Annotated in this window: 13 protein-coding genes and 1 pseudogene; 9 read left to right on the forward strand and 5 right to left on the reverse strand. The window is 43.6% G+C overall.

Annotated features, from left to right (window positions below; genetic code table 11):
- Positions 1 to 226: 226 nt before the first annotated feature.
- The 3 genes from VIN08_RS04415 to VIN08_RS04425 all read left to right on the forward strand — a co-directional run bounded on the left by VIN08_RS04415 (position 227) and on the right by VIN08_RS04425 (position 5930).
- Complete coding sequence (locus tag VIN08_RS04415; RefSeq protein ID WP_331960814.1) at positions 227 to 892, forward strand: TIGR02594 family protein; 666 nt, start codon at positions 227 to 229, stop codon at positions 890 to 892.
- A gap of 7 nt (positions 893 to 899) precedes the next feature.
- Complete coding sequence (locus VIN08_RS04420; RefSeq protein WP_331960817.1) at positions 900 to 1847, forward strand: hypothetical protein; 948 nt, start codon at positions 900 to 902, stop codon at positions 1845 to 1847.
- Between the two features lie 132 nt (positions 1848 to 1979).
- On the forward strand, positions 1980 to 5930 hold the full coding sequence (locus VIN08_RS04425) for a hypothetical protein (RefSeq protein ID WP_331960820.1): 3951 nt from the start codon (positions 1980 to 1982) through the stop codon (positions 5928 to 5930).
- Positions 5931 to 5980: 50 nt separating this feature from the next.
- Here VIN08_RS04425 and VIN08_RS04430 read toward each other — a convergent pair whose 3' ends face one another.
- Entirely contained in the window at positions 5981 to 8260 is a 2280-nt protein-coding gene (locus VIN08_RS04430; RefSeq protein ID WP_331960823.1) for an NADP-dependent malic enzyme, read from the reverse strand.
- Positions 8261 to 8419: 159 nt separating this feature from the next.
- On the opposite strand from VIN08_RS04430, the gene rlmB reads away from it, so the two are divergent.
- Positions 8420 to 9157, forward strand: coding sequence for a 23S rRNA (guanosine(2251)-2'-O)-methyltransferase RlmB (gene rlmB, locus VIN08_RS04435; protein ID WP_331960826.1), 738 nt, complete (start codon positions 8420 to 8422; stop codon positions 9155 to 9157).
- 66 nt (positions 9158 to 9223) lie between these two features.
- Here rlmB and rocD read toward each other — a convergent pair whose 3' ends face one another.
- Positions 9224 to 10462, reverse strand: a complete 1239-nt coding sequence (gene rocD / locus VIN08_RS04440) for an ornithine--oxo-acid transaminase (protein ID WP_331960829.1) — start codon at positions 10460 to 10462, stop codon at positions 9224 to 9226.
- A 335-nt stretch (positions 10463 to 10797) separates the two neighbouring features.
- On the opposite strand from rocD, the gene rmuC reads away from it, so the two are divergent.
- The gene (gene rmuC / locus VIN08_RS04445; protein ID WP_331960832.1) at positions 10798 to 12117 is read left to right on the forward strand and encodes a DNA recombination protein RmuC; all 1320 of its coding nucleotides are present in this window, start codon (positions 10798 to 10800) and stop codon (positions 12115 to 12117) included.
- Between the two features lie 125 nt (positions 12118 to 12242).
- On the opposite strand, the gene VIN08_RS04450 is transcribed toward rmuC, so the two are convergent.
- On the reverse strand, positions 12243 to 13343 hold the full coding sequence (locus VIN08_RS04450; RefSeq protein ID WP_331960835.1) for a redoxin domain-containing protein: 1101 nt from the start codon (positions 13341 to 13343) through the stop codon (positions 12243 to 12245).
- A 182-nt stretch (positions 13344 to 13525) separates the two neighbouring features.
- On the opposite strand from VIN08_RS04450, the gene VIN08_RS04455 reads away from it, so the two are divergent.
- Entirely contained in the window at positions 13526 to 13906 is a 381-nt protein-coding gene (locus tag VIN08_RS04455; RefSeq protein ID WP_331960838.1) for a hypothetical protein, read from the forward strand.
- A 206-nt stretch (positions 13907 to 14112) separates the two neighbouring features.
- Entirely contained in the window at positions 14113 to 15690 is a 1578-nt protein-coding gene (locus tag VIN08_RS04460; protein ID WP_331960841.1) for a CHASE3 domain-containing protein, read from the forward strand.
- A gap of 203 nt (positions 15691 to 15893) precedes the next feature.
- On the opposite strand, the gene VIN08_RS04465 is transcribed toward VIN08_RS04460, so the two are convergent.
- The gene (locus VIN08_RS04465) at positions 15894 to 16892 is read right to left on the reverse strand and encodes a hypothetical protein (RefSeq protein WP_331960843.1); all 999 of its coding nucleotides are present in this window, start codon (positions 16890 to 16892) and stop codon (positions 15894 to 15896) included.
- Between the two features lie 77 nt (positions 16893 to 16969).
- A complete protein-coding gene (locus VIN08_RS04470; RefSeq protein ID WP_331960846.1) occupies positions 16970 to 17290 on the reverse strand; it encodes a Rieske (2Fe-2S) protein in 321 nt (106 codons plus the stop codon).
- 60 nt (positions 17291 to 17350) lie between these two features.
- On the opposite strand from VIN08_RS04470, the gene VIN08_RS04475 reads away from it, so the two are divergent.
- A complete protein-coding gene (locus VIN08_RS04475; protein ID WP_414693243.1) occupies positions 17351 to 18658 on the forward strand; it encodes an amidohydrolase in 1308 nt (435 codons plus the stop codon).
- Positions 18659 to 18841: 183 nt separating this feature from the next.
- Positions 18842 to 19123 (forward strand): annotated as a pseudogene (locus VIN08_RS04480) (hypothetical protein); the annotation flags it as partial.

Consider the following 19123-nt stretch of genomic DNA (forward strand, 5'->3'; position numbering starts at 1 on the left):
AGTATGAAGCAGACAATACAATGATCACTTTGTTGGTTCGTTAGAATTTATACCCTCTAAATTTCTGTCTATGGATCACGCTGAAATCTTTATCCCGCACATCGTATCAACCTGATATAAGCAGGTATATATCTATACTTGTTTACACGCTACCCTTTGCAGCCGCCAGGCTGATCCCTTCTTATTTATATTCCCTTCTAAAGAACGTTATGTTTAATATTTACCAATGGATAGTCTTATCAAAGTTGCCGCTGCGGAGCTCGGGCAAAAAGAAATTCCCGGAGCAGAAAACAATGCAGCTATAGTTCGCTATGCACAGGAAGCAGGCTTTACCTATATAAATGATGACGAAACTGCGTGGTGCAGTATATTTCTTAACTGGTGTGCTAAGAAAGTAAACCTTCGTGGCACAGGTAAAGCGGATGCGCGGTCGTGGTTACTCGCAGGTCAGCGGGTAGATAGTCCGGAGCCGGGAGATATTGTTGTATTCTGGCGCGAGAGTATCACCTCGTGGAAAGGTCATGTCGGTATCTTTTTCGGTTTCTCGAAAGATGCTTCAAGAGTATATGTGCTCGGTGGTAATCAGGGCAACCAGGTGTCTGTCACGGCATTCCCTGTGGCTAATGTATTGGGCTTTCGCAGGTTGACGCCTTCTGCCGTTATATCGCTGCCCGATAAAGTACTTCGTATCGGTAATACCGGAGACGATGTAAGAACATTGCAGAATGCATTAAAGCTTGCGGGTTTTGATTGTGGTACTTCCGATGGTATATTCGGCACCAAGACAGAAGCAGCTGTAAAGGCATTGCAAACTACCAAGTTCGGCCTACGGGTAGATGGTATATTTGATGACACTACACGGTTGTATCTGTTGGATGTTTTAAATCAATAAAGTATATATGTCTGGTTTTGCTATTCTCGACCTCGTTATCGGATTGATATTCATTTACTTTTTGCTGAGCCTCGCGTGCTCTGCTGTGCAGGAAATTATTTCCAGCTTTCTGAAGCTTCGCCCCAAAGTATTGAACCAGTGGGTGCGCGATACCTTTAAGCAAGGCGGAACCGGTGATGCGATATTACAGCATACGCTCATTGAAGGACTCACTGCGAAAGGAAGAATGGCTTCGTATATACCAGCCGATAAATTTTCGAAGGTGTTGCTGGATATAGTACACAAACAATTTAGCGATAAGCCCTATACAATTGATTCGCTGAAGCAGGCCGTGACACAAACCGCTTTGCTGGACGATGATCTTAAACGCACTATACTTCAATCTATATCCGAAGCACAGGGAGAGATTGAGAAAGTACGAAAAGATGTTGAAGTGTGGTTTGAGCAGGCGATGGAACGAGTATCAGGCACCTATAAGAAAAAGGCACACGTTATTATACTTTGCATATCGCTTATACTTACGGTATTGGTAAATGCAGACTCGATTGATCTCGCTCGTTACTTGTACGAAAACCCGGCAGTGCGCGAAAGTCTTGCCGACCGAGCTTCTCAAATCGTAAATGATTCTTCCTATATCGAGATGGTGAATGAAGCACGTGCCACAAAGAACGATTCACTCAATGCCTGGAAGAATGCAGATGAAGCTGTGAAGCAGGTGAACGCCAGCATAAAAGAATTGAAAACACTCAAGGCAGAATTAGATGCCACTGCTTTGCCGGTAGGCTGGCAGAAAGATGCCAAGTATAACTGGGTAACAAAAATATTCGGACTGCTCATTACAGCGCTGGCTGTATCGCTGGGTGCTCCCTTCTGGTTTGATATGTTGAACAAACTGGTAAATCTGCGCAGCGTAGGCAAGAAGCCGGCATCAGCAACTGAGCAAGGTTCCAGGTAATGCGATGAACAGGCATAACACCTGTTTTTTCTGAGGTAGTCTATACAGGCTACCTATAGCTGTTTGCATCCGGAGTTTGGTGGCAATAGATACCCGGATGTATAGTGTTGTTTGTAGAAATATACTATACCTATGAAACTGCCTGTCCTGACCAAAAAATTCTGGATTGTAGCAACTACTGTGGGCATTGTGGGGTTGTTATTTGCTTACTACCTGTTGATATACGTTGCCAATCAACGATCGGATCTGATAGATCTGAATTACCGCATTCTTAAACGCATTGGTAAAAATGTTACTGAAACGCGAAATTACTTCGATGCTACAATCGAGAGGTATAAGGGTCTGTCTGTGGCGAAACAGAACACTAAAGTCAATGGTAAGACTGAGCAACATGAGCTAACTAAGGCTGAGTCTAAACGAAAATTTAAAAATCTCTTACGCGATCAAATCAGTTTGCGTGTAGTTAACGCTTCTTCAATTTATTTCGATAGTGTAAATATTAATGTTGATGAACTGGGTACTGTGGTTATACCGGTAAGGCGATACCTGGGGCAATCGTTCTCCTATACCAGATCTTCGTTTGATGATTTTTTTGTGATCCGTATTCCCCGGAAAAGAAAGACTGAAAAAGGACAGTCTGAAAAAAGGCAGGGCACTTATAAACTTCCATCAATAGATACGGTTGTTGGATTTCAAACATGCTCCAATGGTATAGATGTTAAAAAGATTGATGCTCTCTTTACTACAGACAGAGGTATAGTAAGTATTCCGATGTCAGATATTCAACTGGCCGGTATTCCATACAAAGTTTTTAGCTACTATATACGATTCTCTGACGAAGAGTCCTGGGTCCTGTGTGGTGCTATAAAAGAAACTTCCTTCAGGCGAAAAATATATGAAGTAGATACCTTCAGAATTGTTTTTGCAGTACTCATTCTTCTTTTCATACTGCTGGCAATGCCTGTACTAAAGTTAGCGGTGATGAATTCGATGGAGCGTCTTCGTATTGTGAATGTATGGTTCACCGGTTTCTCTATTGTTATAGGTACTTCCATTGTAGTGTTAATGCTGATTTCCGGAAATCACCTGCTGGGAAATAAGGAGGCAGTTGACGGGAAACTGAAAAACTTGTCAAACAGTATTAAATATAATTTCCTGGATGAGATGGATCTATTGCATTGTCAACTGGTAAGTATAAAGGGAAAGTTTGGTAAGGATACTTCTTCTATCGATACAGTCTGGAAGAATACAATCTGGAATAAATATCTATGCTATCCATTTACACATCAACTGATGGGATTGGATAAGAGAGGTGATCAGCTCCTGTCTTTATCACCGAATGCTGTCAGGAAGTTGAATCTTTCAACCCGCAAGTATTTTACAAATGCAAGAGATAACAATCTATGGACGTTACGAGATGGTAGCTATGCAAGAGATTTTTCCCTGGAATCTGTTCGCTCCTATAGAGACGGCAAGAATATAGGCGGTCTGAGTATTCGTCTTGGGAAAGAAAATGACCCAACCATTGCTATAGCGATAACAAGCAAACTACGTTCGATTATGGATCCTTTGTTACCGGCAGGATATGGTTTTTGTATCATTGATGCGAAGGGAGATGTGTGGTTTCATTCGGACAGGCGCCATAATCTGCAGGAAAATTTCTTTGAAGAGACAGGCGAAGATGATCGAATTATAGCAGCCGATACAGGTAGGATGGCTATTTCCATGCAAGTGGTATATAACCGGAATTTACATCACATATATATACAGCCGATCGATAACCTTCCGTTGCGTCTCGTTACGTTTTATGATCTGGAGTATTGCAAGTCGCCTCTCATTCTTACTACAAGTTATGCCTTTACGCTCATGCTCTTCATGTTCTCATTGGGAGCGCTGCAATTATTCATTCAATTTATCATTGTATATAAGCCGACCAAATTAAAGATCAAGCGGTTTTACCTGAGCTGGTTGCGACCCCGAAGAGTTGGCGATGATCAATCGGAAAATGAAAGACAAGATAGAGTGGAGAAGTATATACGTTCTGTTACTGTATTGTTTATACTGAATCTGTTATTGGTTGTTCTTCTTTTTGTTGATTATCCCGTTGAGGCAGCCTTTAGTTTCCTGGTGTTGCCACTTTATGTATTTGTATTTCAATATCTTCTTTTTGAACGATCTGGTCTGACGCCCAAAGAAGTTGTACTAAATATAGTGTGTCACTCATTGCTTATTGCCCTGATGAATGTGATGTTCTTCTCCTATATAGAACATTATGCTATAGTTGTTTTTATTCAGTTGCTGTTGGTGGGTATTCTGGCAGGTGGCTATTTCAATAAAGCACTGATACGTTTTATTTCCGGGCGCATGGCGGTAAAACATTCTTACGATCTATACTTTGTAATGCTCTTTTTGTGGCTCATGATGATTTCTGTTTTACCGGTAACGGGTTTTTACAGACTGGCCCATTACGAAGAATCTGCTGCGTGGACAAAGTATATACAGTGGCAGGCAGCACTCAATAATGAAAAACGAAATGCAGACATCGCTAAGGAAAAATATGGGGCTCCTGATTCGCTGTTTACTGCAATCAACAAGTTAGGCGATTATCTTTTAGCGACAGGTGATTTTAAATTGCCTGATAAACATTTATCAGAGACCACCCCAAGTGAATCTTCCCTTCACCGTTATGAACTACAATTTCTGATGCGGCCTCCGTTGTGGGGAGCTCTTGAAAGTTCGCGTGCCATGCTTCAGGCAGCCGCAGCCGATACCGTGTGGCGGTGGAATGAGAATACAAAAGGATCGCTGACTATGCGATTTACTACTCCCAAAGGAGAGCCACGTTACTATACTGCTTCATTGCCGGTATTCAATATTGCAACCAGCAAATACTTTTTATTCTTCCTGGTCTTGTTTATACTCTTCCTGCTCGTGGTGGTATTTGTAGTTGTGTTTTCCGTGCGAAGTATCTTTGGCATTGCTATTATTCAGGATGCCAGATTGCGACAACTATGTTTGAGTAAGCCCGGTGTCTTAACACTCTTAAAGCACAAGCAGGTATTTGTTGTAGGGCTTCCGTATAGTGGGAAGAAAATGTTGCTGGAGTACTTTGCAAACTATGCAAACAGGCAGGCCGGTATACAAACATCTTTTGTAGATATGCGAACAAGCAAGAAGGAGGATTTGAAAGCTCCGGATAAATCGAAGACGGTGATCATTCTCAATTTTGAGCATGGTATAAATGATCATGAGATCAATAAGCGGAAGCTTGAGTTTATTCAGGAATTGGTAGCGAAAGATATGCGCGTTATTATCTCTTCCGCTATTCACCCCAATGCTGTTATCGAATTTTGTGAGCGAATCTTGCAGCGCATTTCAATGGATGAGGATAAAGATAAAAAAGAGGAAGGCGATAAAAAGAGTGAGTATAAGCAGGCTTTGCGTATGTGGAAGAATGCATTGAGTGGATTTACTATATATTTTCGATCGTTAGCCGAAAGTGAAAGCGCGTGGAACTCCAAAGATACGTTTGCCCGCGGAGAGCTTAATCATGGACTTTACCTGCCTTCATTGCAGTATGCCGTTTCATTGGATAATACCGGAAATCGTTACGAGGATGAAGAAAACTATATATTGAAAGTAGAGGAGATGGCAGATATGTACTATCACTCGTTATGGAACTCGTTCTCTAAAGAAGAAAAATTTTTGTTGTTCGATCTTGCTAAAGACAGGTTTGTAAATCTGAAGAACCTCAAAGTTATTCGCTCGCTGCTGAGAAAAGGTATTATCGTTGCGGACGATTCGCTTCAGATAATGAATAAGAGTTTCAATAACTTTATTCTTTCGGTAGTGAAGGAAGATGAAGAAATAAAAATGGAAGACGAACTAAGTCGTAAGGGTAGTTGGAATATAGTTCAGTCCGTGTTGCTTATCCTGCTGCTGGCGCTTATTACCTTTTTGGCGTTGGCCAAACAGGATGTATTTAAGGACGTTAGCATTTTTGTAGGGGCGCTTGCGGCTGCGTTACCTCTGCTTACAAAATTCGGTGGGCTGTTCAGTTCGTCTAAAGGAAAAGACGCCTAGTAGATAAGTATACTGTTCAGGTAATTCTGAACAGTATACTATATATGTTATTAAAGATGATCGTTCTGCTCGTGTAACTGAGCATCAACGACCGCTATAGCCGCCATGTTTACGATCTCGCGGATCGAGCTTCCGAGTTGAAGAACGTGTACCGGCTTTTTCATACCTAACAGAATGGGGCCGATCGCTTCTGCGCCACCAATCTCCATCAGTAATTTATAGGCTATATTTCCGGATGCCAGGTTCGGGAATATCAACGTGTTAGCACCTTCCTGCGCCAATGCGCTGAATGGGAATGTTTCCTGTTGCAAGGCAGTGTTCAGTGCCACGTTAGCCTGTATATCTCCTTCTACTACCAGCGATGGATTTTTAGCTTTTGCCAGGCGCACGGCTTCGCGAGCCTTCTCCGGTATATCTCCTTTGGAAGAACCGAAGTTCGAGTACGACAGCATTGCTATGCGTGGTTCCATATCGAAGAACTTCACGCCACGTGCCGTGAGCTCTGTAATTTCAGCAAGCTCTTGTGCATTCGGATCTACATTTACAGTCGTATCCGCAAAGAAGAATGTGCCACGCTTATTGGTAATGATATACATACCCGCTACACGATTTACACCTTCTGCTGTACCTATGATCTGTAAAGAAGGAAGTATAGTTTTCGGGTAATCTTTTGTAAGACCGCTCACCAATGCATCGGCATCGCCAAACTCCACCATCATGGCGCCAAAGTAATTGCGCTCACGCATCATGCGAACACTGTCGAGATAAGTAAGTCCTTTACGCTGGCGCTTCTGGTATAATACTTCAGCATAGCGTTTTACCATCTCATCGTCTTCGCGCGGATAATATATAGGGCAATCCTGCAGATCGAGATTATGTTCTTCTATCAGTGCCAGTATCTCTTCGCGATTTCCGAGGAGAATAGGCTGTGCTATACCTTCATCTTTCAGAATTTGTGCCGCCTTCAGAATTTTGTGATGGTTCGCTTCTGCGAATACAACACGCTTCGGATTTTTCTTGGCACGATCGATAATGCGCGACATCAATTTCTGATCTATACCAATGCGCTTCTGCAGTTCATGATGGTATGCGCCCCAATCGGTTATAGGATGCTTCGCTATACCCGAATCCATAGCAGCTTTTGCGACCGCTGGCGATACCGTTGTAATAAGGCGAGGATCGAGTGGCTTCGGTATAAGATACTCGCGACCGAATTGTATCTTGTCGGTACCATACGCTTTCACAACCATATCGGGTACGGGTTCTTTCGCGAGGTTAGCCAGTGCATGTACAGCAGCAAGCTTCATGGCTTCGTTGATCTCGGTCGCGCGAACATCCAACGCACCGCGGAATATGTAGGGGAACCCTAATACGTTATTTACCTGGTTAGGATGATCGGAACGACCGGTTGCCAGAATAGCATCTTCTCTCGTTTTACGAGCGAGATTATAATCGATCTCCGGATTCGGATTAGCTAATGCAAACACGATGGGATCTTTCGCCATGTTGTTGAGATCATCCGGAGTTATAGCATCGGCAACGGAGAGACCTATAAATACATCTGCACCTTTCAGTGCTTCCTGCAGCGTGCTGCACTTGGTGTCGTTTACAAATTGTTTTTTGATATCATCGAGTCCGTTGCGTGAAGTGTTCAATACACCTTTGCTGTCGCACATGATGATGTTCTCTTTCTTCGCGCCAAGCGCTATATAGAGTTTTGTGCAGCTAACAGCAGCAGCGCCAGCACCATTCACTACGATTTTTATCTGATCGATTTTTTTCTCAACGATCTCCAAGGCATTGAGCAATGCAGCACAAGAGATAATGGCAGTACCATGCTGATCATCGTGCATGATGGGAATGTTCATCTTGTCACGCAGCTCGGTTTCTATTTTGAAACACTCCGGTGCTTTAATGTCTTCCAGGTTTACTCCGCCAAAGGTTGGCTCAAGCGATTTTACTATCTTGATAAAAGCATCCGGATCTTTTTCATCGATCTCTATATCGAACACATCGATACCGGCAAACTTTTTAAACAATACACCTTTACCTTCCATTACAGGCTTCGAAGCTTCAGGTCCTATATCTCCCAATCCGAGTACAGCCGTACCGTTGGATATTACAGCAACCAGATTGCCTTTGGATGTATACTTGTAAACATCTTCTTTGTTAGCATGAATTTCTTTGCAAGGCTCTGCTACACCTGGCGAATATGCCAGTGCGAGGTCGAGCTGTGAGCTTAATACTTTGGTTGGAACAACTTCAATCTTACCCGGCTGCCCATGCATGTGATAATTCAGGGCATCCTGTTTTCTGATCTTAATCGACATAGTATGAAATTAGACGCCAAATATAATCAGTGATTGTTGAAAGAGAAGCTTCAATATTTTTTCAAAACTGGATTAGAATGTGGAATTTGCTGCGCTATTGGTATGCCATCGGTAAAATGATGCATATCAACAGCAACAGCATAAATACTATAGCATACAATGGAAAAATCAGATATGATTTACGGCACCCGCGCAGTAATGGAAGCTATTGCCGCAGGAAAGGAAATCGAAAAAATAATGATCCAGTCAGGGCTTAGCAACGACCTGATAAAGGAGCTGATCAACGCTGCCAAGAAGAATAACGTGCCGTTTACTTTTGTGCCTGCAGAGAAACTGAAACGCATGTCGTCTAAGAATCACCAGGGCGTTATATGTTTGCTGGCAGCAGTATCTTTTGCTTCATTGGAAAATTTAATCGATCGCGCTTTCAGCGAAGGTCGTGAGCCGTTTTTTCTTTTGCTGGATCGTATAACTGACGTACGAAATTTTGGAGCCATTGCCCGTACGGCAGAGTGTGCCGGGCTTGATGGCATTGTGATCGGTGAGAAGGGAAGTGCTCCTATAACCAGCGATGCGATGAAGACTTCGGCAGGTGCGTTAAACCATTTGCCTGTTTGCCGTGAACGCGATCTGAAAAAAACATTACAGCTTCTTCGCGACAGCGGTATACGCGTAGTAGCGTGTACGGAAAAGGCGAGCAAGAATTTATACGAAGTAAATCTGAGCGGACCGATAGCTTTGATCATGGGTTCGGAAGAAGATGGTATCAGTGATCCGTTATTGCGTGAAGCAGAAGAGCTCGCCAAGATACCAATGAGAGGAAAGATTGGCTCGTTGAATGTATCTGTTGCAGCCGGTGTAGGTATATATGAAGTGGTAAGACAGCGGTTGAAATAACTTTATCTATACCTCTCTCAAAAAATAAAGCCCTTCACTGAAAGAGAAGGGCTAAGAATGAGGTCGTTATTTTTTAAAGTTCAATACGCAGCGTTCAATAATATCGCAGCATTCGTGGATCTGTTCTTCCGTAATAACTAAAGGAGGCGCCAGGCGAATAATGTTGCCATGTGTAGGCTTGGCCAGCAGGCCATGCTTCATAAACTCGACACAAAGATTCCACGCGGTTCCGCTTTCGGGTGTATCGTTAATAACAATAGCGTTTAGTAATCCTTTACCCCGAACCAATGTGATGAGCGATGTCTTCCTGATAAGCGCCTGCATACGCTCGCGGAAAATTATACCGAGTCGCTCAGCATTCTCAGCCAGCTTTTCATCTTTAACAACTTCGAGTGCTTCTATACATACGGCTGCTGCCAGCGGGTTGCCTCCGAATGTAGAGCCGTGCTCACCGGGTTTTATCACCAGCATTATTTCATCATCGGCCAATACACAAGATATAGGCATAACTCCTCCGGAGAGTGCTTTCCCTAATATCAGCAGATCGGGTCTTACATTTTCATGATCGGATGCCAGCATCTTTCCGGTGCGTGCTATACCGGTTTGTATCTCGTCCATCATCAGCAATACATTGTGCTGGCGACATAATTTCTCAGCGGTTTTCAGATAGCCTTCTGCCGGAACAAATACACCGGCTTCACCTTGTATAGGTTCTATCCACAACCCGCATACATTCGGGTTGGCCAACGCAGTGGCTAATGCTTCTACATCATTATACGCTACAATTTCGAAGCCTGGCATAAACGGACCAAAGCCTCTGCGCGAATCCGGATCGGTAGAGGCAGAGATGATTGTTGTTGTGCGACCGTGAAAATTTTTCTTTACAGCAACGATCACGGCCTGATCATCAGGTATACCTTTTCGGGTATATCCCCACTTGCGCGCAAGTTTGATAGCCGTTTCATTTGCTTCCGCTCCGCTGTTCATGAACAAAACTTTCTGATAGCCGAATGTTTCGCAGATATACTTCTCGGCAATGCCGAGTTTATCATTATAGAAAGCGCGCGAAGTAAGTGTAAGCTCTTTTGCCTGGTTGATCATCGCATTGATAATGCGCGGGTGGCAGTGGCCCTGGTTCACGGCACTGTAAGCAGAAAGCGAATCGTAATAACGTTTTCCTTCTACATCCCAAACAAACACTCCTTCGCCTTTGCATAACACTACGGGAAGCGGGTGGTAATTATGCGCACCATACTTATCTTCCAATAGAATTGCCTGCTGGCTGGAGTTAATTGTTTCGATCATAAAATTTCAAAATTATATATTACAAATCTATCAAATAGGTGTGTGAAACCCTAAATGATTGTATTATCGCAAAAGTTATTTTCGTTAGGAGTAAAGATGGTATTACGTATAAAAGCGCTGATTATCTCGCGGGATTTATGCTATAGGCGCTTTACAGCTATAAATTGTGATCAGGAGAAAATGTTTTGCTTTAGAAATTTTGTTGTTAAAAAATATCAATAGGTCTTCAGCAAAGATGCTCTGAACCAAATACAGCCCACTCCGTTTCAGAATAACTCGCGATAAAGATTGAACGTTATTGGCCCTCATTCGGGTTGTTAATATATTTACAGCGCATGGAAATTATTTTTTTAATAGTTGGTGTCAGTGTCGGTGCAGTTGCTGCATGGCTCGTTTTCAAATTCAAATCGTCTGCCGAAACACAGTCGGCAACTTCTTCTATACTACTGGAGCAGGAAAAGAATAAAGGACTACATAATCAACTCAGCGAATTAAAGCACGAGCTGGATGCCGAGCGACACAAAGTGCTGGAAGCAAATAATAGTCTTGCCGCTTCGGAAGCAGACTATCGTAACCTGCAGGAAAAATTACAGGATCAGCGCAAAGAACTGGAAACACTCAACGAGAAGTTTACCCTGCAGTTCAAGAACCTGGCTAACGATATATTTGAAGAGAAGAGTAAGAAATTTACCGAACAGAATAAATCAAACCTGTTTGATCTGCTCAAGCCGTTGGGTGAAAAGATCATGGAGTTTGAAAAGAAAGTAGAAGAAACGCATAAGGATAATATATCGCGTAACTCTGCGCTGCGCGAGCAATTGGAAAATCTGCAGAAGCTCAACGTACAGATGACGCGCGAAGCGGAGAACCTGACGCGTGCTTTACGAGGCGATACAAAAACACAAGGTGCGTGGGGTGAATTTATACTCGAAAGTATTCTGGAGAAATCCGGACTCGAAAAAGACCGCGAGTATTTTATACAGGAATCATTCACTACAGTAGAGGGCAGACTTCGTCCGGATGTAATTATACGTTTGCCGGAGAGTAAACACGTGATCATCGACTCGAAGGTGAGTCTTACAGCGTATAACAATTTTGTGAATGCAGAGTCGGAAGAAGAGAAAGTACAATCCCTGAAGAGCCACCTCACGTCTATACGCCAGCATATGAAATTGTTGGGCGATAAAAATTACCAGAAGAACATCAGCGACAGCAGTCTCGATTTTGTGATCATGTTTATACCGATCGAGCCTGCCTATATATTGGCCATTCAAAGTGAGAAGACACTATACGAAGAAGCATTGGAGAAACGCATTGTATTTGTGAGCCCAACGCTGTTGATACCTTCGTTGCAGTTGATCAAGAACACATGGAAGCAGGAGTACCAGACACGCCACGTGCTGGATATAGCGAACAAAGCCGGAGATCTGTATGATAAATTTGTTGGCTTCTCGGAAGACCTGATTACGCTCGGCCGCCATCTTGATTCTTCGAAGAAGTTCTATGAAGAGTCTATGAAAAAATTATCCGTAGGAAGCGGAAACCTCGTGCGCAGAGTAGAAGACCTGAAGAAGCTGGGTGCACGCGCCAGCAAGAGTATAGATTCTAATTTATTGAAACGCTCCGAAGATCAGGCTGATCTGTTTGACAAGTAAATATCAACTAAGTATATAAAAAAGGCTTGAAATATATATTCAAGCCTTTTTTATGTAATAACGGGAGCGCGTCGGTCATTGTCATGTCACCGCTACAGAATTTGACCGGTGCTATATATGTACTCTCAGTAAATACGCCCGATGTTAGCAACAATAATCTTCTTCAGCTCCAGCGGATCGATCAAACCTTGTTTGCCGTATATAATTTTTCCGCCTGGCGCTATAAATAGTGTATACGGTAATGAGCCTTCCCACTTTTTATCTAATGCATCAAGGAAAGCATACTTGTCGCCTTTGAAAATATAGTTCCTGGTAGAAGCCTGTTTCTTGGTGAGGAAATTGAGTGCATTGGGTTTCCTATTAATGTCATCAAGGCTGATTGTGATCAACTCAAACTCGCGGTTGCGATACATCCGGTTCATATTTACAAACTCCGGGAACTCGGTAACACACGGGCCGCACCATGTAGCCCATACGTTGATGAGCTTATAGTTCATGCCTTCGTTTTTGAGCAATTGTTTTAACTGAGGCAGATCAATGTCTTCGATCGTTACCTGTTCTTTCGCCCATTCTTCTGCGGCTTTGTTTGCATAGTCACGTTTATCCGGCCACTTGATGGAGCAACCAAATGTTTTTGTTTTCTCTACCGGTACAGATTTACCGGTAAGTAATGCATCAAGCGCATTGCGCGTGTCTTGCGTTTTGGCAGTGCCGGGCTTTTCGCCATCGTCAATGCGGCCGGTATAGCGCAGCGTTCGCTTCTCATCGAATATAAATACATGCGGTGTTGCCTGCGGCCCATACTTCATGGCAACAGCCGATGTTTCGCCATCATACAGGTAAGGGAAATTATACTGCTTGTCTTTAGCACGTATCTTCATTTCTTCAAACGTATCGCTCAAATCAGTATAGCCTAATTCATCCAGGCGTATAGCCTTGGGGTCGTTGGGAGAGATGGCTATTATACCAACACCGCGCGAGTTATAGTCTGTTGCCAGTTGTTTAATGCGGTCTTCATACGCCTGCGCAGTAGGGCAATGGTTGCATGTAAATACAATGGCCAGAAATTTATACTGACTGAAATCTTTCAGGCTATAGGTTTTACCATCGGTTGCCGGCAATGAAAAATCAGGAGCGGCAGCACCGATCTCAAGCGGTGCAGGATCTGTTACGGCATATAGTGCCGTTGAAAAGAGAGCCAGAATGAGAAAAAGAACGTTCTTCATAAGCGAAAGGGTTGTTGTGTTGCAGATTTTAAAATTAACCAAAAGTTGTTTTGGGTTAAACTGTCGACTGTCTCTTAAAAATTTACCGCTCCGGCACCGTGTTTGATCGGTAATATCGACTCCCGGTCGATAGAACTATACTAGGGGGTAATGATTACAAGTTATATCTTTGCCATAACATTATGCGAATCCTACTTACCCTGTTACTGATCGCGATAGCATGCGCCACAGCCGATGCGCAGTCTTCGAAGAAGAAGCGAAGGAGAGAGTCTTCGGAAGCATCTGAACAAAACTCGCCTACTACGCTCGAACCATACTATCCAAAAAAAGAGTATGGCCCTAAAAAGTCACGCAACAAAAAAAGAGGGGGTGGCCCTACATACGAATCGCAAGACGAGTATGAAGCACGCATGCGCGAAACGGTAAAGACTATACGCAGGAATGAAAGGCTTATGATGAAGCCGCAGTATTCTAACCCGATGTACTTCGGCCATAAACGTCCGCCAAAGAAAAGACCACCGAATAAAATGAAGTATTGCAAAGTGTGTGGCATTCGTCATTAGATCGCAATCCAATCAACACCACTCGATAGAAGCAGCCTCTGACTTTGTTCAGGGGCTGTTTTGTTTTTAAATGATCCCACACATTTTTACTTCATGTTACGATCGCTGTGCGCTCGCTATATTTCTATTGCTATTCTGCAGGCGTTTCTTTAATATCAGCATTTCGTTAAGAGCCCTTTCTTTCAAACAGCCCCTAATTATTTTTTATGATCAAGCTAACAGCATTTTTTAAGAAGAACATTATTTACCTCGCAGTGATTGTGATCCTGATTCTGATGTTGATCACCTCGCTGTTTGCATTTCGAAATCAACGCATAATGCACGAAACAACTTCAATGGTAAAGGAAGCAGAGCTCGCATTGAACAAGAGTACTGAACTGATACGCTGGCTGAATCTGATGGACCTCGGAGTGCGCGGCTATGCGCTGGGAAAAACAGATCCGTTGCTGGATCCTTTTACGATTGCTATGAAAGGTAATCCTGCTGATATGGATACCATTCGCAGGATTATGGAGGAGCAGAAATTTCCGACACAGAATTTTGAAAAGTATATAACGGTTATACATGAATATGCTGACTTCTGCCGGCAAATGATTGCGCTCGCAAAAGTAGATAGCATGACACAGTTTAAACAACTGATGGCGGAAGACCGCGGCTTTCAGGTGTGGAAAACATACCAGGGCTTTGCTACTGATTTTGTGGCACATGAGCGCGCCTTGAAGGAGCAGGCAGAGAATCGCTATACCGCTGCTGTGCGCAGCAATGTTATTATACAAATATTGTTGCTGGTACTGGGTATACCTTGCCTGTATATTATTTTCTATCGCATTCGCGGGCAGGAGTCGCACAGGCAATCGCTCTTGCTAAATCTCGAACAGAATAACCGGAAGTTAGTGTTTGATCCGGGTACACCGGTAAATGAAGATGCACGTGCTATACTGGATACTTCCATTGAGAATATTCGAAATGCTTCGGACTTTATCCGGAAAATTACTTCAGGTGATTTTGGTGCTACATGGCCCGGACTGAATGAACAGAACTCGACCCTCAATCACGAAAATCTTTCGGCTACGCTAATCAACATGCGCGACCAGATGAAGCGTATACAGGAAGAAGATGGCAGACGTATATGGGCAACCGAAGGACTTACGAAATTTACCGAGCTCATTCGCCAGCATCAGGACGATGCTATAGCGTTGGCTGATCATGCAACACGTTTCCTGGTGCGTTACCTCGAAGCGCAGCAGGCCGGTACATTTATACTTCAGGAAGATGAAGCAGAAAATCAATACCTCGAACTAACAGCCTGCTATGCCTTTGATAAAAAGAAATTTGTAGAGAAAAGAATAGATATAGGGCAGGGACTTATCGGACAGACATTTCTGGAAGGAAGTACGATAATTATGAAAGCCGTACCCGATGGCTATACGCAGATCACTTCCGGGTTGGGCGATGCCACACCTTCGTGTATACTGATTGTACCGATGAAGTATAGCGAAAAAATAGAAGGCGTGTTGGAACTGGCGGGCTTTACCGAGTGGCAGGAGTATCAACAGATCTTTGCTGAGAAAGCTACCGAGTATATGGCTGCTGCTATATCTACCGTGCGGGCTACACAAAAGATGCGCACTATGGTAGAGCAGATGCGTGCACAAACGCAACAACTGCATTCGCAGGAAGAAGAGATGCGCCAAAACATGGAAGAGCTTGCCGCCACGAACGAAGAGATGCTGCGAAAGGAAGCAGAGTATATTAACAAGCTACGTGCTGCTGGTATAGATTAATAGCGGGAAGTTGAAAGTGTAAAGCTTAAAGAAATCCAGAAGACGCAGCGTTGCACAAAGTATATTCAAGCTTCCAATCTCTCTGTATTTATCTGCGTTCATCCGCGAGATCCGCGGGAAAAAATGTATTAATCTGTGTAAATCCGTGAGTTCTGTAGGAACCAAAATGCATTTATTTCCCGCAGAACTCACAGAAGTATATATCAGTTTAATTTGAGTTCTGCTTTCAATCCTTTGATGTGATTGATCAGCGCCTGCTCCCACGTAACATCCGAATCCCACTTGGTGCCGAGGAATACATTGCCGGAATCTATATGTTTGAAATATACTTTATATACCGGTGTGTTAGAAGGTATATTCTTAAGCTGCTGCTGTGTATCCGGGTAAGTTACCGATACCAGTGCGCTCTCGGATTTTGTCATCGGGTAGCCGAGTAATTCTTTTAAGGCACTGCCTCGTGTATGAACAATGCACAGAACATACAGCGATCCTTGTTTGCGCAATTCTTTTTCGGTTAGTCCGGGTTCAGTGAGTTTATACTTGAGCGGGTAATGCTCTTTGAATATCTCTTCAAGTCTTTTGTCGAGCGCTTCATCGCCAAACTTGGGCACAGCGAGCGGATCTACTTTCAGATCTATAGCGAAGAACTCATTGCGCTTGCCCAGTATAGGATTTATAGTAAGTCCTGTTTCCGGCACATCGTTTATCAGCAGGTTCAGTTTCTTTTGCTGGCCGGAGGTTGTACGGTATACATTCTTTAATAATTCTGTAAGTATAGCATTGGAAGCGCTCCATGCATTTTGCTTCGGATCAACGATGTTATCCTTTCCATTAAAGAATGTGATTACAATCCGGTATATATTTTCTTTCTTCTCAATCAATACAATATTGGTGATCTCGCGCTTCTCCAAAAAATCGGAGAACGCGCGCGTTATATCTTTTCCGGACATGAGCATATCCAGCTCGTGGTAGGCAACGGCATCGATACCCGACCGCTGAAAATATTCCTGCACGGTATTCAGGTCTTTTTCCGTCAGGGTATAATCGTAGAATACAGCTGTGCGCGTGCTTAGTAACTTTTCGGGTAAGCCTCCTGCCAGGTTTAACTGATCGATCCAGTTCTCTTCCCGGAAATACGGTTGAGCATACAAAGTATGCAGACTGATAACAAGAAATATAGGGATGAGGAAACGAACTTGCATATAGATATTCAGTCGATTAGCCATCTGGCTTCCATTCGCGGAAGCGAGTAAAAAACGAAAATAGGTATTAATCTATTTTAAATGCCAATAAAAAAACCGGAATCATCCGATTTCACCGGGTAAGTGTGCAGGTCAGGCGAAGAGGAGTCGCAGGCTCTTCCGCTTTTAAGATCGAACCTATAGCCATGCCAGGGGCAGATAATCTCGCCCAGGAAATTTACCTGCCCTTTGCTGAGCGACTCTCCATTGTGCGAGCAGGCATCCTGCACCGCCTGAAAATTACCTGCGTGCAGCACCAGGCAAATACGCTTGCCATGAATTACCAGCAGTTGAGGTCTGTCTTGTGTAATTCTATGGCGTGCTTCTGTATCATTGGCAAAGATTTTTATCCACTCCATGTATTGTCGTTGGTTGCGTGATTGATAATGAATATATTGTCCGGATCTAAATCCATACCTATGTCGATGAGAAAATTTCTGTATAGCCTCGCGCTTTTGTTCGCTGTTGTTACTGTGCAAGCGCAGGTCAATCCCAAAGTGCAGGCTAAGTTAGAGCAGCAAGCCAAAGAGATTGAAAGTAAAGTTATAGAATGGCGCAGACACCTTCATCAATATCCGGAATTATCAAACCGTGAAGTAAAGACAGCGGCCTATGTGGCGGAACATCTGAAGGCACTGGGCATTGAAGTACAAACCGGAGTGGCGCATACCGGTGTAGTGGGATTACTCAAAACAGATAAGCCCGGACCCGTGATTGCCCTGCGTGCTGATATGGATGCACTGCCGGTAACAGAACGCAACAGTCTTCCATTTGCTTCGAAAGAAAAAGCAGTCTTCAACGGACAAGAGACCGGTGTGATGCACGCCTGTGGTCACGACTCGCACGTAGCTATATTGATGGGTGTAGCAGAGATACTTTCAAAGAATAAAAAAGATCTGAAGGGCACAATCAAATTTATATTTCAACCGGCAGAAGAAGGACCTCCTGCAGGTGAAGAAGGTGGTGCCGACCTGATGGTGCGCGAAGGTGTACTCGAAAATCCAAAAGTAGATGTGATCTTCGGCATGCACATACAAGGTATACGCAAGCTCGGGCAGATAGCCTATAAACCTGCGGGCATGATGGCGGCTTCCGATTGGTTTACGATTAAAGTATATGGCAAGCAATCGCATGGCTCGGCACCGTGGCTCGGTATAGATCCCATTGTAGTATCGGCACAAATTATCAATGGTATACAAACCATTATCAGTCGCCAGACAGAGTTAACGAAAGAACCTGCCGTTATATCGGTTGGTACTATCCATAGCGGTATACGCCAGAATATCATTCCCGAATATACCGAAATGACCGGCACCATTCGCACGTTTGATGAGAACATGCAGAAAGATATACATGAACGTCTCAAGCGCACCGCTGCAAGTATAGCAGAGAGTGCAGGCGCGCGCGCAGAAGTGGAAATCACGAAGATGACTCCGGTTACGTACAACGATCCAACACTGACAGAAAAAATGGTAGCGAGTTTAAATAAAGCTGCTGGCGAGCAGAATGTGGCGCGTATACCAGCCGTTACCGGTGCAGAAGACTTTGCATACTATCAAAAGAAAATACCCGGATTCTTTTTCTTTGTGGGCGCGTGCCCTCCGGAGATACCGGTAGAAAAAGCTGCATCGCACCACACACCTGATTTTATGATGGACGATCGTGGTATGCTTACAGGGCTAAAGGCCATGCTAAATGTTACGGTTGACTATATGTATATGAAATAGGCTATATTTCTTTTAATAGAAGTATAGCTTTCCTTTTTCAGGTTGTCAGTTGGGAACACCTGACAACACTTAAGTCCCTCTCGAGGGACTTTTTAATTTGAAACGATGTGAAAAATAATTTATATCTTTTTATGGAATATCGGTGCGAGCTGAATCTTACTGTTGAATTTAATGATCAGCCGTATGAAAAACGCATTGGGTATATCTGTTCCTCAGCCTTGTTCAGAAAAATGGGAGAGCTTTAATAAAACTTCAGCAGGAGGTTTCTGCGGCAGCTGCCAGAAGGAGATAATTGATTTTAGCACCTGGACGGATGAGCAGATTAAACTATATTTCAAAAACAGAAAACAACCCACGTGCGGTCGTTTTGCAACGCACCAACTGAAGACCTACACGCTGTACGAGCCGGCTACTCCGGCATCGCGCTGGATGCCGCTCTCTGCTTTGGGCCTCAGCATGATGCTG

Source organism: Ohtaekwangia sp., from assembly GCF_036568665.1.
Lineage (GTDB): Bacteria > Bacteroidota > Bacteroidia > Cytophagales > Cyclobacteriaceae > Ohtaekwangia.